The organism is uncultured Exiguobacterium sp. (assembly GCF_964277885.1).
Taxonomy (GTDB): Bacteria; Bacillota; Bacilli; order Exiguobacteriales; family Exiguobacteriaceae; genus Exiguobacterium_A.
Genome location: NZ_CAXYJR010000003.1, coordinates 47,408 through 69,266 on the forward strand (window position 1 = coordinate 47,408; position 21,859 = coordinate 69,266).

Sequence of the window (21,859 nt, forward strand, 5' to 3'; positions counted from 1 at the left end):
AAAAAAGAGACCGCTTACATCACAATATACCTGTCTTTGACAGGAGAAGCAAATATTTCACCTAAAAAAATCAGCGCAGTCGCCTGCGCTGATCCTCATCGTAATTGTTCTTGTGAAACGATCGTAAAGCCATCGATGACCGTGTCTTCCTCGACCTCGATCAACAAGCAGCGTTTCCCTTGATAGTTGACTTGTTTGACGTACTTCAAGTCTTGCGGACTGATCGCGATGTTCGCGACCTTCGTATTGATTTTAATCGATTTCGCTTCATAGTTCGGGACGATGTTACTCGCCTTCATCTCGTATGTCGGATCGTCGACGACCGTCTTGAACGCCCGTTCGACCTGCTCCGTGCTGACGTCTTCGACACCACTTGCCTTGAGGACACGCTCGACTTCCTGAACGTCAAGCATCGGTACTTCTTCTTCATCCTGATCCTCTTCGACGACGATCAACTGATTGATGTTTTCATAGACACCAGCTAACGTCTTCGTATCCATCGATTCACCGACGACTGATTTGACGATCTCCTCGAAGATCGCTTTATCCTCATCTGCCGTGACGATCGGTTGACCGTTCAAGACGTTTTCAAGGAAGCCGAAATCCGGTTTATTCGGCTTACCCGCCGCATACAAGACATGATTGACGTCTGCTGCATTGTCGGTGAAGGTCGGGAAGAGAAATCCACCAATCGGCGACGCTAGTTTGATGACCGGATTGATGAATAAGTTCGACTTGAATTCGCGTTCGACAAAATCAAAGACGAGTGATTGTTTCGGTAACTCCGTCAAGTTAAGGCTACCGAGGATGAAGGGTGTCGTATAGACGTCGTCATTCGGATTGATCTCTGTCTCATCCGCTTGGCGCTTCGTCGTTTTATAGTATTGTCCGCGAATGAACGTGACGACGAGGTCGTTCTCGTACTGGACGTCCTGAACCATCTTCAACGCCATCGTCTGCATCTGTTCGACCCAGTCCTCCGGCTCTTCCGCATACAGTCCTTCATAAAGAAGCTGCTGCGTATGACCCGTCTCCCCTTCTTCCGGATGCGTGAACTTGACCTCGAACAGCTTGACGTCGAGTTTTCCACCTAGTACCTTCTTGAAGTTCGCAAGGAACAGCTCCTGTTGCTCCGGATCAAGCAATGGAAACGGTCGGGCTTCCTCATGATAGATTTCGCTCGTCTCTTTTCGGATATAGACGTTGTAGATTTCATGGATTTTTAGTAAATCGGCATCCATCTTGAAGTGACGACGGATGTCGGCGATGTCTTTTTTATTCATGCATACCAGCTCCTCGAATCATTAAAATCCTGCTTCCTGAAAAGCGTACCATATGCGAGGTGACCCGACATCTTTTAGAAAATCAATGCGCACGAAATGAATACGCGCGTGTGATAGGATTAACGATCTCATATTCATATTCTTGGTGGGCAGCGCGAGCTTGCGCAATACAATTTTCTAGTTCTTTTGTGTTGAAATAACGTTTCGCTTCCGTCAACGTGCCACTTACGACTAAAAATACGCCGAACACGATCAACCATCCTCTAATTCGTTCGTTCATTATGTAGTCTCCTTTCTTCTCCACCTAAATCCTAACATCAGACCCTTCTATATAATGACAAAAGTTTAATTTTAATAACATTTACACGATATTCATTTTTTCCTAAATAAGTGATGCCATACTAAAAATTGTGAAGGGTGTCTTCACATCATCTCGTCTCATACATAGGAGGAATGACACGTGTTCAAAGCCATCAAGTCCATCGTCATCACTACGCTCGTCTGCCTGACCGCTTTCCAATTCGATACGACATCCGTTTCCGCACTGCCCTCAGGGATCTCGTCGAAAGCGACGGCACAGTCTCAACTCGATGCCTTAACTGTTAAAACAGAAGGCAGCATGACCGGTTATTCACGTGATTTGTTCCCGCACTGGAGCAGTCAAGGAGGCGGCTGTGATACACGACAAGTCGTCTTAAAACGTGACGCCGATTCATATGTCGGATCGTGCCCCGTCACATCCGGTTCTTGGTATAGTTACTATGACGGACTGACATTCACGAATCCGTCTGACCTCGACATCGATCACGTCGTACCGCTTGCGGAAGCATGGCGTTCAGGAGCAAGCAGCTGGACGACAACGACACGTCAAGCATTCGCAAACGATTTGACAGGTCCGCAATTGATCGCTGTTTCTGCAAGCTCGAACCGTTCAAAAGGGGATCAGGATCCGTCGACATGGAAGCCAACACGGGCAGGTGCGAGCTGTGCCTACTCGAAGATGTGGATCAATACGAAGAGCCGCTGGAACCTCAGCTTACAATCGAGTGAAAAAACAGCGCTACAGACGATGTTGAACACATGTACATACTAAAAAGGAGTCGATTCGATGGAAACGAAAACCTCTACCTTTACCGCCACACATGGTGTGATGACGCAAGAAGTCGGTGTCATCAGCGGTGAACTCGAACTCCGGACGACCTGTCAGGAGGACGGGACGTTAGAACTGAAGATTGCTTATGTCGGGGCGATAGACGTCTATACGTTACCTGGCAGTTATCGTGTCCATGACGTCCGGGATCATGACGTCATCCATCAGATGCTCGTCAATGTACTGGAACGAACATAATGAAAACAGACGCTGTCCAATTTAATGGACGGCGTCTGTTTTTGTTCTGCATATTCAAAATCAGATTGTCATTATTTATTAAAGCATGCGTTTTATCTGACGTTCTATCCGGTATAGTGAAAACAACGTCATTATCCTTTCAGGGAGGAATACTTCATGTGAAACGTTTTGATTCCAACTGGCGTCATCTTAGTGGTGCAGGTCTCTACATGGCATTAGAGAGTCACGTTCCTGCGTTACTCGTTACTCGTTACCGGCATCATCATGCTGTTTGGTTTCGGTATCATCACGAAAGAAAAGTCGGAGTAATCCATAGATCCAGTCAGGGGGATAATTATGATTCAACAATTCATAAAGGAACAGCAGTCACACGATACTATTGGCGGGTTTATCGCCAAGTCTGCCGACCCAATCCTCACTCACGTCAATCCATCACGTTTACAAAAGAAAGACCTCGTGGTATTGATTCAAGCGGATCAATCGATTGTTGTGTCTTTCGCTAATTCACAAAATCAATCAGGTTGGACGCCACTATCACGAGAGCAGATTCATCAATCGAAAAGTCTACTCGCACCTAAGACATGCTATTTTAAAATTAAGCACGTTGAATATGCCGGAACCTACTTGATTTCACCGGACTTGATTGTGAATGATCAATTCAAGAGTGAGAAAGATTATTTAGAAGTTCTAACATCAACAACGAATAAGTAACTCATAAATGTTTTATCAAGACGATTTCGTCTTTAATCGGAACTCCCTTTTCATTGTATAACGGGATTTCCGGTTTTATTTTGCGTGCAAGGTCCACCGCATTCGGAATCACTTGCGATACTGTATATCCCCGATGTTGATAGAAACGTATCGCATGCTCATTATCATTCGTTGTAACGAGTGTCAGCAAGTTGCATTGTTGCTGTGCTGCCCCTTCTTCTACCACTTGCATCAATTGCGAACCGATTCCTTTGCCTTCTTCAAGACTGTCCAGTGAAATGATTTCGCACGTCTGCGAAGTCATATGATAGGTGATCAGTCCAATAATTTCATAATCATCGTTTATGGCATAAAACCCGTCTAACAGACTACAATCATGAACACCTGTCGACGTTACCATTTGTGAACTACCCCAGTGCTTGGTAAAAAAGGCTTTAACCTGACTACGTGTTTTCTCTTCAATAATCTTAATAATCATTATATCCTCCTTTCATTTATATATATTTCATCGTCTTTGTTAATTGTGATATAAGAGTTAATCTTACTATCCAAAAAAGACCACCTAAAGTATCAGTTAATACACTTAAGGCGGTCATCTAAATACTGCTTATTTGTGATAAGGCTCATTCCGATTAATCCGGTACGCCCGATAAATCTGTTCACAGAGAATCATCTTCATCAATTGATGTGGGAATGTCATCTTGGAAAACGAGATTGTATCATTCGCCCGCTGCATCACTTCTGGTGCGAGACCGAGCGAGCCACCAATGACGAAGGCAATTTTACTCTTACCGTATGTCGCGAGTTGATCGAGTTCTTTTGCGAACTGTTCACTCGTCCGTTGTTTTCCTTCGATAGCAAGTGCGAGGACATGAACATCCGGTCCGATCTTCGCTAAAATCCGTTCGCCCTCTTTTTTCTTCACTTGCGCCATCTCCGCTTCACTCAACTGCTCCGGTGCCTTTTCGTCCGCGACCTCGATTTCTTGGATTGAACAGTAGGCGCCGAGACGCTTCGTATACTCGGCGATGCCTTGCTTCAAATACTTCTCTTTTAGCTTTCCGACCGTAATGATGGTAATTTGCATCTTTTTTCTCGCTTTCTGACAGAAAATTCAGGAGTTATCCACAGAGTTATCCACAAATCCACATGTTGATATTTATTTTTTGCTTGACACAAGATATGTTGCCAGTGCGTCACAGTATTCACAGGTGATGTTTTTTTCTAGATTTAGCTGATCGAGAATCGGGTATTGTTCTGTTTCATCCACGATTTCGTCAAGCGCGAGCTCGACATGTTCTAAACAAACGTACTTATCCACAGATAGTCTCCTCCTTTCACTTATCCACATTTATCCGCTTCCAGTATAACAAATATCAACCTTCCTGACCGGAAAAGGCGTAGGTTTCCTCACTCAAAAAAAACCATCCACAGGTCGGACCTGTGGATGATTTTTCAGGTTATACCTTACTGAACGGTTTGTGACTGGGCCGACAACTTCACATCTGCTGTCTGTTTTTCACCGCCCCGGTAGAACGTGACTTTGACTGTTTCGCCGACTTTTGCATCCCGGTAGAGGACACTTTTTAAATCCGCGAACGATGCGATCGCTTTTCCGTTGATCTCGACGATGACATCGTTTGCCTTCATTCCCGCTTTTTCGGCTCCACTATTACGTGTCAGACCAACGACGACAATTCCTTTCGTAACATCATTCGGTAATTTCAGACGATCTTCGCGATATCCGCTTGGGAACTCCTGCACGTCGCGAATCTGAATCCCGAGCTGTGGACGAACGACTTCACCGTTTTGCTCAAGATCACGCATGATTGGTAACGCCTCGTTGATTGGAATCGCAAATCCGACTCCTTCAACACTTGCTTCTGCGATCTTCATCGAGTTGATCCCGATTAATTGACCAGCAGTGTTGATGAGCGCTCCACCGGAGTTCCCCGGGTTGATCGCTGCATCGGTTTGAATGACTTCCGTGTTGAAGTCTTGCTGTCCATCCTTGTTCGTATCGACTGGAACTGTCCGTTCCTGCGCACTGATGACACCGCGCGTGACGGAGTTCGCGAAGATTCCGAGTGGGTTCCCGATCGCAAGCACCGTTTCACCGGCACGTAACGTATCCGAATCCCCCAGTTTTGCGACTTGTGTCACTTTCGATGAATCAATCGAGAGGACGGCTAAATCGTACGTCGGATCTTCTCCGAGGACTTTTGCCTCGAGTGCTGTTCCGTCGGATAACGTGACAGACAAGCGGCTCGCGCCTTCAACGACGTGGTAGTTCGTAACGACGTAGGCTTTATTGCCGTCTTTTTTATAGATGACGCCGGACCCTGCACCCGTTTCCTGATCCGTTCCTTGAAACGAGCTCTGAAGGTTCGTAACGCTCACGACGGCTTCCTTCGTCTTACCGACCGCACCGACGATGTCGGCTTCATCCTCTGTCGTCTGTGTCGCGGTCTGTTCCGTTGCCGTTGACGAAACCGGTGTCGGACTTGTCATCTCGTCACGGACGAACGGCCACGCGACGAGCGCGATCAACAAGGCTCCGACGATTCCGCCGATCAGACCGACGAAAAAGGCTTTTCCGGCACCGCGACGACGCAGTGGTTCTGGTTGTTCTTCATATGGTTCACGATAAGGGCTAACCGGTTCGCTCGTTGCCGGCTGACGGGGCGGGAAGCCGCTCTCATCGGATGACTGTTCGTATCGTTCGGATTCGTTCCGTGGTTCTTCGGGTCGATCCATCGACATACGCCTCCTTTATGACTCTCTTTACACAAGTATACCCCCATCACGTGGCAAGTGAGCCAAATGTGGGGGTCTTTTGAGCATATTCAGTAATTTCCCATAATCAAAGCTTCAGAAGCGGTGTCGGAATGACCGGATCCGTGTCGAGAAGCTGAATCTTACTCAGATCGACGTCACGGCTCGCGAGTGTCTGGGAGACACTCATCCGAGCGAGTTCCTTCATGTTGTTGTCCTTGCTCAAGTGGGCCATGTGGATCCGTTTCGTCCGGTCATCTAGGACCTCGCTCATCGCGATTGCGGCATCCTCGTTCGAGACGTGTCCGTAGTCACCAAGGATCCGTCGTTTGACGCTCCATGGATAATGTCCCATCTGGAGCATACCGATGTCGTGGTTCGCTTCGAAGATATAGGCGTCAGCGCCCCGAATGACACCTTTCATCCGGTCCGAGACGTATCCGGTATCCGTGATGTGTGCCAACCGTTTTCCTTCATGCGCGAACTGGAAGAACATCGGATCCGCTGCATCGTGACTGACATTGAACGATTCGACTTCGATGTCACCGAACTGCTTGACCTCTCCGACTTCCCAGAGGAACTTCAGCGCCGGATCAATCTTGCCGATTTTTGCTTCCATCGCCGCCCATGTCTTTTCATTCGCATAAAGCGGGATATTGTACTTCCGTGCCATGATGCCGACGCCTTTGATATGGTCGGAGTGCTCATGGGTGACGAACAGACCATCGATGCCATGCGGCGATCGGTCGATCTGGTCGAACAAGGCGAGCATCGCCTTACCGGTCAGTCCCGCGTCGACGAGCAAGCGAGTCTGTTCACTTTCGATATAGAGGGCGTTCCCAGTCGAGCCACTGGCCATGACGCTGTAGTGTAGGCTCATCGTGCATTCCTCATTTCTCTGAGACTGTATCCAATCGTTCGACGGTCTGGACACCGCCGTCAATCGCATTAACGAAGTAGACTTCTTCATTGTCGAGCTCGATTTGCCACGTCGGCGGCAGGATTTGAACGGATTCCGTGCCTTCCGTGACGAGACAGAAATAACCGAGCTTATGACTCGTCAACCGCTTCGATGCCGGGAACAAACCTTGCTCCGACAACTGGACGATTGCTTCACTTGCCGATAACAACGTCACGTCCTGTGCTTGCCGGACGACCTTGTTCAAGTGGCGTTGCTTATAACTGACGATTTCCTTCGCATCGTTGAGTTGCAAGACGAGCAGGGACGGTCCGATCATCGCATCGTCCTCACGCGACTGCTGTGGTGTCGAATAGAGCGGCTGTCCCTTATACGTCTGAACGAATGTCATCTCCTGATACTTACTATCATACTTCCAAAATGTATATTCGGCACCATACCGAACGGATGCCTGGACGAACGATGAAGCGGAATCCCGCATCGTCTTCGTTTCGAGTCGATACGGTTTCGTCAACCGGACCGAATACTCGACATCATTCTTGACGGAGGCGACCGCATCACGAATTGGTGAACTCGCCAGTGGCGCCAGCGTCCGCGCGTCGACTTCGGCTGTTAAATAGCCGATGTCTCGCGTGACCGGTTGCAGCTTCTTCTCGTCGATTTGACGATCCTTCAAGATCGATTTCCCGGTCGCACTCGTCGCGACGATCCGCGGCTCGACCATCCGGTCCATCAATTGAATGGCGAGGTAGACGTTGAGGATCAAAAAGGTCAGCATCAATAAGGTCTTCGCTTTACTCCAGTCCATTCGTCCTCACCCCTCATTCCCGACAGCTTGATTGATCGATTGCCAGACTCCATCGACCTTGACGAACCACGTCGGCTCAAAGACAGCGTAGCGGCTCGTTGAAATCTTATATGTCATCTCATATCCAACCCGAATCCCACTGATTTCTTTTAAGAGATCAGCACGTCTCAAACGTTCAAGAACTGTTTCGACAGCCGGCACCGTCTCTTCCCGAAGGATCAGTTTCCGCTTCGCCCGAAGCATGCTGCGACTGAGCGACCGAACTTGATTTTCTTCATACATGATCTTCAGTGTCGCGAGATCGAACTTCGTCTGTTCGAGCAGCGGACCGCTCTCCCCGAACACCGGATACCGGTTCAAGTACAACCGGAACGTCGCCGTCTGTTCCTCGCCCTTCTTACTCATCTGATCGAAGTAATAGCGGAAACCGCTTCGTTGCGTCTCTTGATCCAGCCAGCCTCCATGAATGTTGACGTAGCTGACGAGCGTGCTGTAATCGACGGTCGAGCTTTGGGTATTCGGTGATAACGTGTTGAAGCGATAGACATTGTAATTTCGGTCATACGTCGAGACGCTGACGCCATCCGTCAAGACGTCGAGGTCATCCCGACTCTTAATCTGCTGGACGTTCGAATTCTCAGCAAAGAAGGCACTCCGGATGCGATCGAGCGGTTGCGGTGATTGACCGACCTCGTCATAGACGAAGACTTGTTCTAGTCGCGTCGTACCGCTCGCGACATACGTATAATCGCCACCTTTAAGTTCGACGCGTGTCATCGGTTTTTTCTTATTGTGCGCGAACAGTCGTTTCAGAACCGTCTCATCGCCGACGAGCTTAAAGTCCTTCAGGCGACCAGTCGCCGACTCAAGACGAAGAATCGGACCATCATAGTCGAGGAGATAGAGTCGTTTGATTGGTTCTGAGAACGCGATCTGTTTTTCGCCGAGTAACTCCTCAAGCATCGTCGTGCTGATCGGTGTCGGAAAAATCATCTCGACGCTTCGGTCACCGACCGGGATGTTCTTTGCTTTATCCGTCAGGACAAGGACACCGATGTTGAACGAGGCACCGATCCGGTTGAGGAAGGTTCGCCCGATGATTTGCGTCTGGTACGTCCCTTCCTGATCCGAATAGACGAGTAGTTCCGGATTAATCAGCTGGTTGCTTTCAATCGTCTTTGAGGCATCGATCTCGTTGAACGAGACCTGTTCCCGCTCGATCGATTCACTGCTTGGGTGATAGGTCCAGAGCATCGCTGTCTGAGCGATCGAACCGGCGACGAGCAGGACGAGTAACAGCGAACTCCAGTGTTGTTTCTTCATCCGGCATCCACCTCTTCGATCACCTCATACGGGAGCGTGAAGTAAATCGTCGTACCGCGTCCCCATTCGCTTTCTGCCCAGATGTCGCCACCGTGTGCGGAAACGACGTCTTTCGCGATCGACAGACCAAGACCAGTCCCACCGATTTTACGGGCACGGGCTTTATCGACACGATAGAAGCGTTCGAAGATTTTTTGGAGATTCGCTTTCGGGATTCCGACACCTTCATCCTTGATGCTGATGACGATCCGTTTTGCCCGGAGCATCGTCCGGACGGTGATCGTTCCGCCTTCCGGCGAGTATTTGATCGCATTCGTCAGGATGTTATCTGCGACCTGGATCAATTTATCCTGATCCCCACGGATATAGACTTTCCGCTTCATGATTTTACGACGGAAACGGATCCGTTCCGGCTTCGTCATGTCATGGCGATCGAGAATCTCATTCAAGAACTGAATGTAATCGAAGCGGACTTTGTTCATCTTATATTCCTTACTGTCCATCTTCGACAGCTGTAAGAGATCGGTGACGAGGCGGATCATCCGCTCCGTCTCGTTTTGTGTCGTCTCAAGGAAACGCGGTGCGAGTTCCTCGTCCTGATACGCTCCTTCTGCCAAGGCTTCGAGGTAGCTGCGCATCGTCGTCAGCGGTGTCCGGAGCTCGTGACTGACGTTCGCGACGAATTCGCGTCGATCCTGTTCGACCTGCTCCTGTTCCGTAACGTCATGCAGGACGACGATCATCCCGGTGATTGGACCACTGTGTTTCTTGACGGGCGAGAAGAATGCCCGGACGAGGAACAGTTCATCCTCACTGCTGAAATCAAGTAGACGCGGTGGCATCGTTCCGTCTTCCGGAATCATGAAATCGTCACCGAGTGCCAGTAAGTCCTTCAAGTTCGTGCCAACGACGCTCGCATCGTCCGCACCGACGATATCCTTCGCTTGATCGTTCATCAAGATGACGCGCAGCGTCCGGTCCGTCGCAATCACTCCGTCCGTCATGTTCTCAAGGACACTCGTCAACTTTCGTCGTTCAGCTTCCGTCGTCGCGTTCGCTTCGAGTAGCTCATCTGTCAATTCGTTGAACGAACGGGCGAGTTGACCGATCTCATCGTCCGAATAGACCTTAACCTTCCGCGAGAAGTTCCCGCGTCGCATCTCGATCGCTTGACGCCGCATATCGGAAATCGGACGCGTGATCGTCCGCGACAGCAAGACCCCGAGAATCGACGTGATGACGAGAGCGATGACCGTTCCGGTCGCAAGAATCCGCGTGACCTGTTGCATCTGCGAATAGATCGACTCCATCGAGGCGCGGACATAAATCATCCCGGTCGTGACGCCGTCTCGTTCCGAGGTGACCGGTACGGCAAAGATTCGGATCTTATCCTCTGATTCCGGATCAAGCACGGTGTCCGTCCGGGTCGAGCTCGTTGCCTGTGCTTTTTTAATCAATGAATTCGTCGCTCGTTGTCCGACCGCCGACTGGTTCTCGTTATCCGACGTCGCCTGGATGATTGAGTCCTGGTCGATGATCTGAACTTCGAGGATGTCGTTCCTTGAGGTGGAGCCATTACTAAACTCAGACAGCAGTTGCCCTAGTGATTGGGACAACTGCCGTTTGGAGGCTTCATCATCGCCTGTTTTATCGAATTCCTTCCCGACGTTATAGGCGACAAGACCTGCCCGGTCCTCGACCGACTTCGAGAAGTTCGTAATGTACTGCTTTTCAAGGGAACGAACGAAATAGACGCCAATGACCTGCATCGCCACTAAGATCAATAAGGCATAGATGACGACGAGTTTCCATTGGATGGATTTAAAGAAGTTCGTTCCTTTTAACATCGTTATTCATTCTCCCCGTCTTGGAGATAGTAGCCGACCCCACGACGCGTCATGATATAGACCGGCGTACTTGGGTTGTCTTCGACTTTCTCACGGAGACGACGTACTGTCACGTCGACTGTCCGGACGTCACCGAAGTAGTCATAGCCCCAGACGGTTTGCAACAAATGCTCACGTGTCATGACTTGACCGATGTTTTTCGCGAGGTAGTGCAACAATTCGAACTCACGTTGCGTCAGCTCGATCTTTTGATCCTTACGTGTCACCGTATGCGAATTCGTATCGATATACAGTTCTCCGACTTTGAGTGGACCTGGTCCAACCGGTTGTGGTGTAGCTTCCGGACTCGTGTTGCGTAAGTGGACTTTCACGCGGGCAAGTAACTCGCGCGAGCTAAATGGCTTCGTCACGTAATCGTTCGCGCCAAGCTCAAGACCAAGTACCGTATCAATCTCGGAATCCTTCGCTGTCAACATTATGATTGGAATCTTCGATGTCTTCCGGACTTCCCGGCAGACTTCCATCCCGTCCATTAGCGGAAGCATGATGTCGAGTAACATCAAATCCGGTTTGAATTCCTCGAATTTTTCTAATGCCTCCACGCCGTCGTTTGCGATCGCGACCTGGTAGCCTTCTTTTTCTAATTTAAACTTGAGTATATCTGCAATCGGTAACTCGTCATCGACGACTAGAATTTTACGTTCCGTCACTGGGTGTGCCCCCTTAAAAATTTCTATTCAATCTATTTTACCTGTTTTTTCGGCATATAGAAAGGTGGCGACGGAAACTCCCGGCGCCACTCGCTCTACTGTTCGTCGTCTCACGGGAGAGGTTCCACGTGAAACACTGTATTCAGTATACCTGTTTTTGCTTCCGTTTGTGAACCATTTCGCACAAAAAACAGCCTCTTGCAGGAGGCAAGAGGCTGTTGAGACTTATGCTTCTTCGTAGAGATCACGCAAGACGACAGTCTGTTCACGACCTGGTCCGACCGAGAACGTGACGAGCGAGATACCCGTTAGATCCGCAATCCGCTTAACGTAGTTCTGTGCGTTCAACGGTAGATCTTCAAAGCGACGGACACCTGTGATGTCCTCTTTCCAGCCTGGCAATTCTTCGTAAACTGGAACACACGCTTCGAGATCACGGAAGCTTGCTGGATACTCATCGATCTGTTTACCGTTGAATTCGTACGATGTACAGATCTTCAACGTATCGAGTCCTGTCAGAACGTCGATCGAGTTGAGTGAAAGATCTGTCAACCCACTTGTACGACGCGAGTGGCGTACGACGACAGAGTCGAACCAACCAACACGACGCGGACGTCCTGTTGTCGTCCCGTATTCACGACCGACTTCACGGATCTGATGGCCAATATCATCGAACAATTCCGTTGGGAACGGACCGTCACCAACACGTGACGTGTACGCTTTACAAACACCAACGACGTGATCGATCCGGGCTGGACCAACACCGACACCTGATGCGACACCGCCAGCTGATGCGTTCGACGATGTAACGAACGGGTACGTTCCATGATCAAGGTCAAGTAAGACACCTTGTGCGCCTTCGAATAATACTTTTTCGCCGTGATCAAGGCTATCGTTAACGACGACGGATGTATCGCAGACGTATTTCGCGAATTCTTGTCCATACGCGTAGTACTCTTCGAAGATATCATCGAACGCGATTGGTTCAGCGTCATACATCTTCGTGAACATCCGGTTCTTTTGGTCGAGAACGATCTTCAACTTCTCAGCGAACGTTTCTTTGTCGAGTAAGTCTGCCATCCGGATACCGATTCGTGCGGCTTTATCCATGTAGCACGGTCCGATTCCTTTTAGCGTCGTTCCGACTTTAGCGTCGCCTTTCGCTTCTTCTTCTAACTGATCCTGCAACTGATGATACGGCAAGATGACATGCGCCCGATTCGAAATTAACAAGTTATCCGTTGAAACACCACGATCGTGCAGATACTTCAATTCCTTGACGAGTGATTTCGGGTTGACGACGAGACCGTTCCCGATGACACATTTCTTATCCGAGTAAAAAATACCTGATGGGATCAAGTGCAATTTGTACGTCTCGTTATTGAATACGATCGTATGTCCTGCATTGTCTCCACCTTGATAACGTGCTACGACGTCGGCTTGTTTCGAAAGAAAATCGGTAATTTTCCCTTTTCCTTCGTCGCCCCACTGTGTTCCGACTACTACTACTGATGACATCTTATCATCCACCTCCACGTACGATTCAAAACCACGACTAAGTGTAACGCGATAAAAAAAAGAAGTCAACCAAATACCGAACAATTAATTGTTACAATTCTCTTTCGTTCGTTTAATTATCGTTTTTGATGAATAAACTGAGAATCTTTAGGTAAAAATAAAAAAAGCTACGTTTTGTCTCCGATCAATCGAAGACAAAGCGTAGCTTGGATTAAGCTGGTGGCGCGTACGAGTTACTTGGCTCGAGATCCACGAACTTGTTGAATTCTTTTCGGAAAGCGAGTTTGACCGTTCCGGTTGGACCATTCCGCTGTTTCGCGATGATGATCTCAATCGTATTCGCATCTTCCGTTTCTTTATTGTAGTAATCGTCACGATACAAGAAGGCGACGATATCGGCATCTTGCTCGATCGCTCCTGATTCCCGGATATCTGACATCATCGGTCGCTTATCTTGACGACTCTCAACTCCACGGGAGAGCTGCGATAAGGCGATGACCGGAACTTCGAGTTCCCGCGCGAGTGATTTCAAGGAACGGGAAATTTCCGAAACCTCTTGTTGACGGTTGTCGCTTGAGCGACCGTTCCCTTGAATCAGCTGCAAGTAATCGATCATGATCATTCCAAGACCATGCTCCTGCTTCAAACGACGGCATTTCGCCCGGATATCGTTGACTCGAATACCCGGTGTATCGTCGATGTAGATACCAGCTTGAGACAGATTACTCATCGCAAGCGATAACTTGCCCCAGTCCTCTTCTTCAAGTTGACCGGTCCGGAGTCGCTGGGCGTCGACGTTTCCTTCGGCACAGAGCATCCGCATGACGAGCTGTTCGGCACCCATCTCAAGACTAAAGATGGCGACGTTCTCGTCAGCGCGTGTCGCGACGTTTTGCGAGATGTTCAAGGCGAACGCCGTCTTCCCGACCGATGGACGTGCTGCAACGATGATTAGATCGTTACGCTGGAAGCCCGCCGTCATCTTATCGAGATCCTGGAAACCGGTCGGAATCCCCGTCGTCTCACCGCTTTGCTTATGCAATTTATCAATCGTCGCATAGGCACTCGTCAAGACGTCCGAGATCGGAATGAAGCTCGCGCTCCCTTTTCCTTGTGATACTTCGAGAATCTTCCGTTCTGCCTCGTTCAGCAGGACATCGACCTCATTTTGCCGTTCGTACCCGTCAGTGACGATCTCGCCTGCCGTCCGAATGAGACGCCGGAGCGTCGACTTCTGGTCAACGACGTTGACGTAGTAATTGATGTTGGCTGCGGTTGGTACCCCTTCCGCCAGTTCCGCTAGATACGGTAGACCACCGATCTCATCTAGGATGCCAAGCGTACTGAGCTCGGCTGTCACCGTGACGAGGTCGATTGCTTCGCCTCGGTCGGACAACACGAGCATCGCTTCGAAAATCCGTTGGTGAGAGGCACGATAAAAGTCCTGTGGTAACAGACGTTCTGATGCACTGATCAAACGATCCGCATCAATCATGATCGCCCCTAGGACGGCTTGTTCTGCCTCGATACTTTGGGGAGGCATATTTTGCATGACTTCACTCATCACCGGTCCCCTTTTCTACTCACGCCTCTTTGACCTGAACGTTCAGCGTCGCTGTCACTTCGTTGTGTAACTTCAATGGAACTTTCGTAAAGCCGAGTGCCTTGATCGGGTGCTCGAGCTCGATTTTGCGTTTATCGATCTTGTAACCCATGCTCTTGAGTGCTTCCGCGATCTGTTTGCTTGTGACCGAACCGAAGACACGACCGCCTTCACCAGCTTTTGTCGAAACGACGATCGTCTCTTTTTCGATTTTTTCTTTCAACGCTTGCGCGTCAAGCAAGTTCTGTTTCGCTTCTTCCGCTGCTTTACGTTCGTGTGCTTCATGTTGCTTCAAGTTGCCAGTCGTCGCAGGACGCGCCAACTTTTTCTTGAAGAGTACGTTATTGGCATAAGCATCGGCCACGTCTTTGACGTCTCCTGCTTTACCTTGTCCTTTTACATCTTGTAAGAAAATAACCTTCATTCTGATTCCTCTCCTTTTGTCTCATCTTCTAGATATTGATCGATCGCTTTACGCAACGCATCGGCGACCGTGATGACCGATTCTGACATCTGTGTCGCCGCATTGGTCAAGTGACCACCACCGCCAAGCGTCTCCATGATCAACTGGACGTTGACCTCCCCAAGCGAACGGGCACTGATCGCCGTCCGTCCGTCTTGGAGTTCCGCGATGACAAAGGCGGCACGAATACCCTGGAGCGACAACAATTGATCGGCTGCTTGCGCGATTAAGACTTGATCGTGAATGACGCCAGGTTCCGCTGTCGCAATCGCCATGCCTTCCGTGTAGACTTCGGATCGCTCAAGGATATGCGACTGCTCGACGTACGTCTCAAGATCCTGACTAAGGAACTCTTGTACGAGCACCGTGTCAGCTCCTTGTGAGCGTAAATAGGAGGCAGCATCAAACGTCCGAGAACCGGTCCGCAGGGCAAAGCCTTTCGTATCGACGATGATTCCAGCGAGTAACGCCGTCGCTTCAAGCATCGCCAGTTTCTGATTCGTCGGTTGATACTCAATCAGCTCGGTGACGAGCTCTGACGTCGAAGAAGCATACGGCTCAAGATATACGAGAACCGCATCTTCGATAAAATCTTCCCCCCGACGGTGATGATCAATCACGACCATATGCTCGAATCGGTCGAGTAATGCCGGTACGACGACAAGTGACGGTTTGTGTGTATCGACGACGACGAGTAACGTCTGATCGTCAATCAATTGATCGGCTTGAAACGCATTGACGAATCGCGTCTCGAGTTGTGGCACTTCAGCGATCTCATCCATCATTCGGCGAATCCCGCGTCCGATTTCTTCCGGCGGTAAGACGATATGCGCTTCCTTATCGTTCATTTCCGCAAGTTTCAAAATACCGATCGATGATCCGAGCGAGTCCATGTCTGGATTACGATGACCCATGATCAGGACGCGACTTGATTCCTGCATCAAATCACGAAGCGAGTTGGCAATGACCCGGGCCCGGACGCGCGTCCGTTTTTCCGTTGGATTCGTCTTCCCACCATAAAAGCGGACTTTTCCGTCCCGTTTGATAACGACTTGGTCGCCTCCTCGTCCCAGCGCAAGGTCAAGACTCGACTGCGCCATAAGACCAAGCGTCGGAATCGGATCACTCCCACAACCAATTCCAATCGATAACGTCAACTGGACGCCGCGTTGACTCGTCTCTTCGCGAACGGTATCGAGAATCGTGAACTTCGATCGTTCAAGGATCCGTAGATTCTCTTCTGTCGTGACGATGAAATAGCGATCGGACGCAGTCCGTTTGATATACGTCCCGTGTTCGGCTGCCCAGTGATTCAACAGTTGGGTGACACGACTGTTTAGTTCACTGCGTAACTGATCCTCGATACCTTGTGTCATCTCATCGTAGTTGTCGAGATAGATGACACCGATGACCGTCTGATTGTCGACAAGTTGTTGTTCGACTTGTGCCTCTTCCGTCATATCGAACAGGTAAAAGGTCCGGTTCTCATGGTTCGAAAAGACACGGTACACGGCGTCGCCGATTTCAAGCGTCGCTTGGTCCTCGTTCGTCGCGACCATCTCGATGAATAAGGGATCGAGCTCATTGAGCGTCTGTCCCATTGCTACATCATCAAAGATGTCCCTCATCGGATCATTGAACCAGGTGACGAGTGTTTCCTCATCGTATAACAAAATCCCGATTGGCATGTTCGTCAACGCATCTTGTCCCGTCTCCTCGACTTGCATCGAGATTCCAGCGACGTACGTCTCCCATGCCCTGCGCGCACGACGTTCTTCGAATAGGTGCAATCCGAAGAGGAGGGCAGTCACGACGGCTCCGATGGCAGAGATGATCGGTTCGCGTACAGCGACGACGAGAAGCAGACCGACGATTAATAGATACGGAATGAAGCGAACGATGCGTCGTTCACGTTCCGGTGATACTTGTTGACCTGACTCCATCGTGTCCTCCTTATATGCTCTATAGGGTTCATTAAAATTTTTAGTAACTTGTTTATTATAACCGAAAAGCAGGAGGGGATGAAAGAGAAGCGAAAAAAAGCACCATCCTCACGCATGAGGATGGTGCTACGAAATCAGTCAGCCACGTATGGGATTAAAGCCATTTGACGTGCGCGTTTGATTGCGATTGTAAGTGGACGTTGGTATTTCGCTGAAGTACCAGTCACACGACGTGGAAGAATCTTACCGCGTTCCGAAATGAAACGTTTGAGAAGTTCTACGTCTTTATAATCGATATGAGTGATGTGGTTCGACGTGAAGTAACATACTTTACGACGACGTTTTCCACCTGGACGACGTGCCATGTGATTAACCTCCTTTTTAACTTGGATTTTTCAGGACGATTTCCTTAGAACGGGAGATCGTCGTCTGAAAGGTCGATCGAACTACCGCCGCTGAACGGATCAGCGCCGAAGCCCGAATTCGATGAAGCGGGTGCTGGCGAGGAAGAGTTGTTCTGCTGTTGCTGTGAACCCCATCCTGCAGCATTCCCGTTTCCACCAGTAGATGAAGCGTAGCCTTCGCTACCATCCGAAGAACGGCTCGCGTTACGTGACTCAAGGAAGCGGACGCTATCAGCGACGACTTCCGCACGGTAACGGCGTTGCCCTTCTTTATCGTCGTAGCTGCTAATCTGGAGGCGACCCTCTACACCAGCAAGACTACCTTTCTTCAAATACTGAGCAACGTTCTCTGCTTGCTTGCGCCAAACGACGCAATCGATGAAATCAGCTTCTCGCTTCCCATCTTGCCCTGTGAAAGGACGGTCACATGCGAGTGTGAATCGCGTTACCGCAATCCCGCTCTGCGTATAACGCATTTCCGGGTCACGAGTTAACCGACCGACTAAAACGACGCGGTTAATCATCAGAATCACTCTCCTGTTTCAGCTTATTTCTCGTCTTTTGTGATCATTAAGCGAACGATATCGTCACTGATCTTCATGAGACGGTCAAGTTCTTTTGTAGCTGCTGGTTCAGCAGTCACGTTAAGAAGAACGTAGAACCCTTCACGCATATCATTGATTTCGTAAGCGAAACGACGTTTACCCATTTCAGTTGTTTTATCAACTGTACCACCGTTATCAGTGAGGACTTTGTTGAAACGCTCCACTGTTGCTTTGCGTGCTTCCTCATCAAGTTCCGGACGGATGATGTAAAGTACTTCGTATTTACGCATATCTGTCACCTCCTCTTGGACTGGCGGCTCGAATGTTCGAGCAAGGAGCAATAATTCATTACTCACATTCGTTAATACTACCAAAGTATTTTGCTTTATGCAATAACGATTCGTTTTCGATTAGACGTTGAAGCGGAATGTGACGACATCGCCGTCTTGGAATACATATTCCTTACCTTCTGAACGGTAACGTCCTTGTTCCTTGACTGTCGCCATGTTGCCTGCCGCTGCTAAATCTTCGTACGAAACGACTTCCGCACGGATGAATCCACGTTCGAAGTCCGAGTGGATGACACCCGCACATTGTGGGGCTTTCATGCCTTTTTTGAACGTCCAAGCGCGTACTTCTTTTTCACCTGCAGTGAAGTATGTCGCAAGACCAAGCGTGCTGTATGCCGCATGGATCAATTGATCAAGACCTGATTCTTCGATTCCGAGATCAACGAGGAACTCTTGACGCTCTTCCGGCTCAAGCTCTGCAATCTCTTCTTCGATGCGTGCGCAGATGACGATGACTTCTGCGCCTTCTTTTGCTGCGAATTCACGGACAAGACGCACGTTTTCGTTGCTGTCCGCATCTGCGACTTCATCTTCACCGACGTTCGCGACGTAAAGCATCGGTTTCATCGTCAACAATTGGAAGTGTTTGACGATGGCTGCTTGATCTTCGTTCAATTCAGCGAGACGTGCCGGTTTCTCGTCTTCGAGCAATGCCAACACGATTTCAAGTGCTTCGAGTTCAGCCGCTGCGTTTTTATCGCGTGACTTCACTTGTTTTTGGACACGCTGGATCCGTTTTTCGACCTGCTCGAGGTCAGCGAGGATCAATTCGAGGTTGATCGTCTCGATATCATCGATCGGTGAGACTTTTCCTGAAACGTGTGTGATGTTTTCGTCAATGAAACAACGAACGACCTGACAGATCGCATCTACTTCACGAATGTTCGCGAGGAATTTATTTCCGAGTCCTTCCCCTTTAGACGCACCTTTTACGATACCGGCGATGTCCGTGAATTCGAATGCTGTCGGGATCGTCTTTTTCGGGTTGACGAGTTCTGTCAATTTCCGAAGACGTGCATCTGGTACTTCAACGACACCGACGTTCGGATCGATCGTTGCGAACGGGTAGTTCGCTGCCTCGACACCTGCTTGTGTGATGGCGTTAAAAAGTGTTGATTTTCCTACGTTTGGTAAGCCAACGATTCCTGCTGTTAATCCCACTTGGAATTCCTCCTTTTCGGTATTTCCTAGGAAATCCGTGCTAGCGGCCGCAGTGGGTAGAATGATTACACCACGTCAGCACATCTTTCACAATTATAGATAGTTCAATTTTTTTAAGCAAGGAGCTCGACCGTCTTTTTTAATCATGCTCTAATCGAACACAACCACTTCGCTTATGAAAGACAACGAAAAAGCGGGTCCGATCACGAGGATCAGATCCGCTTTTCGTCACTCTGGTAAGACTTTTTTCAATCGTTTATCAAAATCACGACGTGGCATCAAGATGCTCGCTCCGCAACCTTGACATTTGATTCGGATATCCATGCCGACCCGGATGATCTGCCATCGGTTCGTTCCGCATGGATGCTGCTTCTTCATCTCAACATAATCATGGAGTTGATACGTTTTTGGAATCATCCGTCTGTCCACCATTCTTTTGTTCTGGATTCATCATGACCATCCGTGGATACGGGATCTTGATGTTTTCTTCTTCGAGTCCTTGCTTCAATTCTTTGCGAATCAGACGACCAGCTTGGAAATGTTGCATTGGTGGCACTTCTGCCATCAAACGATAGACGACTTCTGAAGGACCAAGCGACTGGACGCCGAGCATCTGAATCGGTTCGACGAACATATCGACATACTTCTTCGTCGTCCGGTCCGCAATCTCATACAAGACTTGTTCGACCCGCTCAAGATCTTCGTCATAAGAGACTTGGACGTCGACGAGTGCAAAGCTGTTGTCGACCGAATAGTTCGTGACTTGCAAAATTTGACCGTTCGGGATGATGTGAATCTCCCCGTTGAGTCCTTTGAGTTTTGTCGTCCGAATCCCAAGTTCCGTTACGACGCCTTCGATTACACCGACGCGTACATAATCTCCGACTTTAAACTGGCGTTCGAAGATGATGAACGCTCCGGTAATGATATCTTGCACCAAGTTCTTCGCACCGAACGAAATCGCAAGACCGGCGATTCCGGCACTGGCGACGAGACCGGTGATGTTGATACCGAACTGACTGAGCACCGTCAACAACATGACGATTCCGAGTACGTAGCGAATCGCATTTTGCAGTAGCTTCAACAGTGTCTCGTTCTGACGTTGTGCTAGATAGTCCTGTTCATTGATTTTCCTGATCGTAAAGAGACGTGAGACTGCCCCAGTCAAAACGCGCGTTAACACATAGAACGCCGCGATGATGATGAGCGCAATCAGTAGTTTCATCCCAAAACGAATCCACATATCCGCATCCATTACTTGATTGATCAGTTTATCGACTTGGGCGACGGATTCTTGTACATCTTGATTGGTAGCCATTCTCTCATCCTTTCTTGTTCTCTCTATTACGACAGTATACGTGATTTTAATCGAGTTTCAACCAAAGAGCCGATTTTGACGTTAGATTTCTGGAAAAACCGGGAAAGGAAAATCATCTAAGAACCCTTCACTCTTGCCAACCCACCACGACACCGACACCAAGAGAAGAAAGGATGATTTCGATGAATTTCCGCTTTCATTCGCACGAGCCCAAGCCCTATTCTTTCTTTTTAGAATATACGGAACCGTTCGCGAAAGAACGCTTAGCCGAACAATTATTCGAACAAATCTCCGCCGTCCAAGAAAAACGTCCGATCGTACTCGTCTGCATTGGTTCTGATCGTTCGACAGGCGACTCACTCGGTCCACTTGTCGGAACATTCCTTGAAAAACAAACACCTGCTCATCTCCACGTCTACGGTACACTCGCTAAACCCGTCCATGCACTGAATCTCGCGGAAACGATTCACTCAATCCAAACGACACATTACCGTCCACTCGTCATCGCAATCGATGCATGTCTTGGTCGGCTTTCAAGTGTTGGGCATGTCTTCTTTTCGGAAGGACCACTCGCACCCGGTGCTGGCGTCCAAAAGGAATTGCCTGCGGTCGGTGACTTCAACATTAAGGCTGTCGTTAACGTCAGTGGCTTCATGGAGATGATGATTCTCCAGAACACACGATTACACCTCGTTTATGAACTAGCGGAACTCGTCGCAAACAGCTTCCACTTACTTGATGCGAAACTCTCTGCTGAATCCACACGGACGACGATTTCCTTCACGCCACGTTCGATGTAAGCAAAAAGAAGCGAACCGTTGCCGGATCGC

The 21,859-nt window shown here is 49.2% G+C and carries 25 protein-coding genes; 4 read left to right on the forward strand and 21 right to left on the reverse strand.

What is annotated here, in order from left to right; genetic code table 11:
• Positions 1 to 95 precede the first annotated feature (95 nt).
• Together ACHWTJ_RS01545 and ACHWTJ_RS01550 are read right to left on the reverse strand one after the other, a co-directional pair.
• Positions 96 to 1,283, reverse strand: a complete 1,188-nt coding sequence (locus ACHWTJ_RS01545) for a DUF4317 domain-containing protein (protein WP_394678995.1) — start codon at positions 1,281 to 1,283, stop codon at positions 96 to 98.
• Between the two features lie 82 nt (positions 1,284 to 1,365).
• Positions 1,366 to 1,563, reverse strand: coding sequence for a hypothetical protein (locus tag ACHWTJ_RS01550; RefSeq protein ID WP_394678996.1), 198 nt, complete (start codon positions 1,561 to 1,563; stop codon positions 1,366 to 1,368).
• 192 nt (positions 1,564 to 1,755) lie between these two features.
• On the opposite strand from ACHWTJ_RS01550, the gene ACHWTJ_RS01555 reads away from it, so the two are divergent.
• The 3 genes from ACHWTJ_RS01555 (at position 1,756) to ACHWTJ_RS01565 (ending at position 3,342) form a co-directional block, all read left to right on the forward strand.
• The gene (locus ACHWTJ_RS01555) at positions 1,756 to 2,376 is read left to right on the forward strand and encodes a DUF1524 domain-containing protein (RefSeq protein ID WP_029343013.1); all 621 of its coding nucleotides are present in this window, start codon (positions 1,756 to 1,758) and stop codon (positions 2,374 to 2,376) included.
• A gap of 15 nt (positions 2,377 to 2,391) precedes the next feature.
• Positions 2,392 to 2,631 carry a hypothetical protein gene (locus ACHWTJ_RS01560; protein WP_023469834.1) on the forward strand — a complete coding sequence of 80 codons (240 nt, stop codon included), beginning with the start codon at positions 2,392 to 2,394 and terminating at the stop codon, positions 2,629 to 2,631.
• Between the two features lie 336 nt (positions 2,632 to 2,967).
• Positions 2,968 to 3,342 carry a hypothetical protein gene (locus ACHWTJ_RS01565; protein WP_394678997.1) on the forward strand — a complete coding sequence of 125 codons (375 nt, stop codon included), beginning with the start codon at positions 2,968 to 2,970 and terminating at the stop codon, positions 3,340 to 3,342.
• 1 nt (position 3,343) lies between these two features.
• Here the strand turns inward: ACHWTJ_RS01565 and ACHWTJ_RS01570 are convergent, their stop codons facing one another.
• The 19 genes from ACHWTJ_RS01570 to ACHWTJ_RS01660 form a co-directional block, all read right to left on the reverse strand.
• Positions 3,344 to 3,820: a GNAT family N-acetyltransferase gene (locus ACHWTJ_RS01570; protein ID WP_294740142.1), complete on the reverse strand. Its 477-nt coding sequence runs from the start codon at positions 3,818 to 3,820 to the stop codon at positions 3,344 to 3,346.
• 129 nt (positions 3,821 to 3,949) lie between these two features.
• The gene (rlmH, locus tag ACHWTJ_RS01575; protein ID WP_023469837.1) at positions 3,950 to 4,429 is read right to left on the reverse strand and encodes a 23S rRNA (pseudouridine(1915)-N(3))-methyltransferase RlmH; all 480 of its coding nucleotides are present in this window, start codon (positions 4,427 to 4,429) and stop codon (positions 3,950 to 3,952) included.
• A gap of 72 nt (positions 4,430 to 4,501) precedes the next feature.
• Complete coding sequence (locus tag ACHWTJ_RS01580) at positions 4,502 to 4,663, reverse strand: CxxH/CxxC protein (protein ID WP_394678998.1); 162 nt, start codon at positions 4,661 to 4,663, stop codon at positions 4,502 to 4,504.
• A gap of 146 nt (positions 4,664 to 4,809) precedes the next feature.
• A complete protein-coding gene (locus ACHWTJ_RS01585; protein WP_394678999.1) occupies positions 4,810 to 6,099 on the reverse strand; it encodes a S1C family serine protease in 1,290 nt (429 codons plus the stop codon).
• 106 nt (positions 6,100 to 6,205) lie between these two features.
• Entirely contained in the window at positions 6,206 to 6,997 is a 792-nt protein-coding gene (locus ACHWTJ_RS01590) for an MBL fold metallo-hydrolase (RefSeq protein ID WP_023469840.1), read from the reverse strand.
• A gap of 10 nt (positions 6,998 to 7,007) precedes the next feature.
• Entirely contained in the window at positions 7,008 to 7,844 is an 837-nt protein-coding gene (locus ACHWTJ_RS01595; protein WP_394679000.1) for a two-component system regulatory protein YycI, read from the reverse strand.
• A 6-nt stretch (positions 7,845 to 7,850) separates the two neighbouring features.
• The gene (gene yycH, locus ACHWTJ_RS01600; protein WP_394679001.1) at positions 7,851 to 9,167 is read right to left on the reverse strand and encodes a two-component system activity regulator YycH; all 1,317 of its coding nucleotides are present in this window, start codon (positions 9,165 to 9,167) and stop codon (positions 7,851 to 7,853) included.
• Positions 9,164 to 11,014, reverse strand: coding sequence for a cell wall metabolism sensor histidine kinase WalK (walK, locus tag ACHWTJ_RS01605; protein WP_055969786.1), 1,851 nt, complete (start codon positions 11,012 to 11,014; stop codon positions 9,164 to 9,166). The genes yycH and walK overlap by 4 nt, the downstream gene beginning before the upstream one ends.
• Positions 11,015 to 11,016: 2 nt before the next feature.
• Positions 11,017 to 11,724, reverse strand: coding sequence for a response regulator YycF (gene yycF / locus ACHWTJ_RS01610; RefSeq protein WP_023469844.1), 708 nt, complete (start codon positions 11,722 to 11,724; stop codon positions 11,017 to 11,019).
• A gap of 225 nt (positions 11,725 to 11,949) precedes the next feature.
• Complete coding sequence (locus ACHWTJ_RS01615) at positions 11,950 to 13,242, reverse strand: adenylosuccinate synthase (protein WP_029343020.1); 1,293 nt, start codon at positions 13,240 to 13,242, stop codon at positions 11,950 to 11,952.
• A 211-nt stretch (positions 13,243 to 13,453) separates the two neighbouring features.
• Positions 13,454 to 14,806 carry a replicative DNA helicase gene (gene dnaB, locus ACHWTJ_RS01620; RefSeq protein ID WP_023469846.1) on the reverse strand — a complete coding sequence of 451 codons (1,353 nt, stop codon included), beginning with the start codon at positions 14,804 to 14,806 and terminating at the stop codon, positions 13,454 to 13,456.
• 19 nt (positions 14,807 to 14,825) lie between these two features.
• On the reverse strand, positions 14,826 to 15,269 hold the full coding sequence (gene rplI, locus ACHWTJ_RS01625) for a 50S ribosomal protein L9 (RefSeq protein WP_023469847.1): 444 nt from the start codon (positions 15,267 to 15,269) through the stop codon (positions 14,826 to 14,828).
• The gene (locus ACHWTJ_RS01630; protein ID WP_294740146.1) at positions 15,266 to 17,251 is read right to left on the reverse strand and encodes a DHH family phosphoesterase; all 1,986 of its coding nucleotides are present in this window, start codon (positions 17,249 to 17,251) and stop codon (positions 15,266 to 15,268) included. Before ACHWTJ_RS01630 ends, rplI begins: the two co-directional genes overlap by 4 nt.
• 134 nt (positions 17,252 to 17,385) lie before the next feature.
• The gene (gene rpsR / locus ACHWTJ_RS01635; RefSeq protein WP_023469849.1) at positions 17,386 to 17,616 is read right to left on the reverse strand and encodes a 30S ribosomal protein S18; all 231 of its coding nucleotides are present in this window, start codon (positions 17,614 to 17,616) and stop codon (positions 17,386 to 17,388) included.
• Positions 17,617 to 17,660: 44 nt separating this feature from the next.
• A complete protein-coding gene (gene ssb, locus ACHWTJ_RS01640) occupies positions 17,661 to 18,179 on the reverse strand; it encodes a single-stranded DNA-binding protein (RefSeq protein ID WP_023469850.1) in 519 nt (172 codons plus the stop codon).
• 23 nt (positions 18,180 to 18,202) lie between these two features.
• A complete protein-coding gene (gene rpsF, locus ACHWTJ_RS01645) occupies positions 18,203 to 18,490 on the reverse strand; it encodes a 30S ribosomal protein S6 (RefSeq protein WP_058704734.1) in 288 nt (95 codons plus the stop codon).
• Positions 18,491 to 18,610: 120 nt separating this feature from the next.
• The gene (ychF, locus tag ACHWTJ_RS01650; RefSeq protein WP_294740147.1) at positions 18,611 to 19,711 is read right to left on the reverse strand and encodes a redox-regulated ATPase YchF; all 1,101 of its coding nucleotides are present in this window, start codon (positions 19,709 to 19,711) and stop codon (positions 18,611 to 18,613) included.
• A 228-nt stretch (positions 19,712 to 19,939) separates the two neighbouring features.
• On the reverse strand, positions 19,940 to 20,128 hold the full coding sequence (locus tag ACHWTJ_RS01655; RefSeq protein ID WP_023469853.1) for a DUF951 domain-containing protein: 189 nt from the start codon (positions 20,126 to 20,128) through the stop codon (positions 19,940 to 19,942).
• Positions 20,100 to 21,029 carry a mechanosensitive ion channel family protein gene (locus tag ACHWTJ_RS01660; protein WP_294740148.1) on the reverse strand — a complete coding sequence of 310 codons (930 nt, stop codon included), beginning with the start codon at positions 21,027 to 21,029 and terminating at the stop codon, positions 20,100 to 20,102. Before ACHWTJ_RS01660 ends, ACHWTJ_RS01655 begins: the two co-directional genes overlap by 29 nt.
• Positions 21,030 to 21,211: 182 nt before the next feature.
• On the opposite strand from ACHWTJ_RS01660, the gene yyaC reads away from it, so the two are divergent.
• Entirely contained in the window at positions 21,212 to 21,829 is a 618-nt protein-coding gene (gene yyaC, locus ACHWTJ_RS01665; protein ID WP_294748872.1) for a spore protease YyaC, read from the forward strand.
• The last annotated feature ends 30 nt before the right edge of the window (positions 21,830 to 21,859 follow it).

What these genes read in the sequence shown, in the direction of transcription:
- ACHWTJ_RS01615 (WP_029343020.1), bottom strand. Translation starts at nt 13,242, where the DNA reads ATGTCATCAGTAGTAGTAGTCGGAACACAGTGGGGCGACGAAGGAAAA.
- ACHWTJ_RS01660 (WP_294740148.1), bottom strand. Translation starts at nt 21,029, where the DNA reads ATGGCTACCAATCAAGATGTACAAGAATCCGTCGCCCAAGTCGATAAA.
- ACHWTJ_RS01655 (WP_023469853.1), bottom strand. Translation starts at nt 20,128, where the DNA reads ATGATTCCAAAAACGTATCAACTCCATGATTATGTTGAGATGAAGAAG.
- ACHWTJ_RS01545 (WP_394678995.1), bottom strand. Translation starts at nt 1,283, where the DNA reads ATGAATAAAAAAGACATCGCCGACATCCGTCGTCACTTCAAGATGGAT.
- rpsF (WP_058704734.1), bottom strand. Translation starts at nt 18,490, where the DNA reads ATGCGTAAATACGAAGTACTTTACATCATCCGTCCGGAACTTGATGAG.
- rpsR (WP_023469849.1), bottom strand. Translation starts at nt 17,616, where the DNA reads ATGGCACGTCGTCCAGGTGGAAAACGTCGTCGTAAAGTATGTTACTTC.
- rplI (WP_023469847.1), bottom strand. Translation starts at nt 15,269, where the DNA reads ATGAAGGTTATTTTCTTACAAGATGTAAAAGGACAAGGTAAAGCAGGA.
- ACHWTJ_RS01590 (WP_023469840.1), bottom strand. Translation starts at nt 6,997, where the DNA reads ATGAGCCTACACTACAGCGTCATGGCCAGTGGCTCGACTGGGAACGCC.
- yyaC (WP_294748872.1), top strand. Translation starts at nt 21,212, where the DNA reads ATGAATTTCCGCTTTCATTCGCACGAGCCCAAGCCCTATTCTTTCTTT.
- ACHWTJ_RS01565 (WP_394678997.1), top strand. Translation starts at nt 2,968, where the DNA reads ATGATTCAACAATTCATAAAGGAACAGCAGTCACACGATACTATTGGC.
- ACHWTJ_RS01585 (WP_394678999.1), bottom strand. Translation starts at nt 6,099, where the DNA reads ATGGATCGACCCGAAGAACCACGGAACGAATCCGAACGATACGAACAG.
- ACHWTJ_RS01560 (WP_023469834.1), top strand. Translation starts at nt 2,392, where the DNA reads ATGGAAACGAAAACCTCTACCTTTACCGCCACACATGGTGTGATGACG.
- rlmH (WP_023469837.1), bottom strand. Translation starts at nt 4,429, where the DNA reads ATGCAAATTACCATCATTACGGTCGGAAAGCTAAAAGAGAAGTATTTG.
- ACHWTJ_RS01630 (WP_294740146.1), bottom strand. Translation starts at nt 17,251, where the DNA reads ATGGAGTCAGGTCAACAAGTATCACCGGAACGTGAACGACGCATCGTT.
- walK (WP_055969786.1), bottom strand. Translation starts at nt 11,014, where the DNA reads ATGTTAAAAGGAACGAACTTCTTTAAATCCATCCAATGGAAACTCGTC.
- ssb (WP_023469850.1), bottom strand. Translation starts at nt 18,179, where the DNA reads ATGATTAACCGCGTCGTTTTAGTCGGTCGGTTAACTCGTGACCCGGAA.
- yycH (WP_394679001.1), bottom strand. Translation starts at nt 9,167, where the DNA reads ATGAAGAAACAACACTGGAGTTCGCTGTTACTCGTCCTGCTCGTCGCC.
- ACHWTJ_RS01595 (WP_394679000.1), bottom strand. Translation starts at nt 7,844, where the DNA reads ATGGACTGGAGTAAAGCGAAGACCTTATTGATGCTGACCTTTTTGATC.
- dnaB (WP_023469846.1), bottom strand. Translation starts at nt 14,806, where the DNA reads ATGAGTGAAGTCATGCAAAATATGCCTCCCCAAAGTATCGAGGCAGAA.
- ACHWTJ_RS01550 (WP_394678996.1), bottom strand. Translation starts at nt 1,563, where the DNA reads ATGAACGAACGAATTAGAGGATGGTTGATCGTGTTCGGCGTATTTTTA.
- ACHWTJ_RS01570 (WP_294740142.1), bottom strand. Translation starts at nt 3,820, where the DNA reads ATGATTATTAAGATTATTGAAGAGAAAACACGTAGTCAGGTTAAAGCC.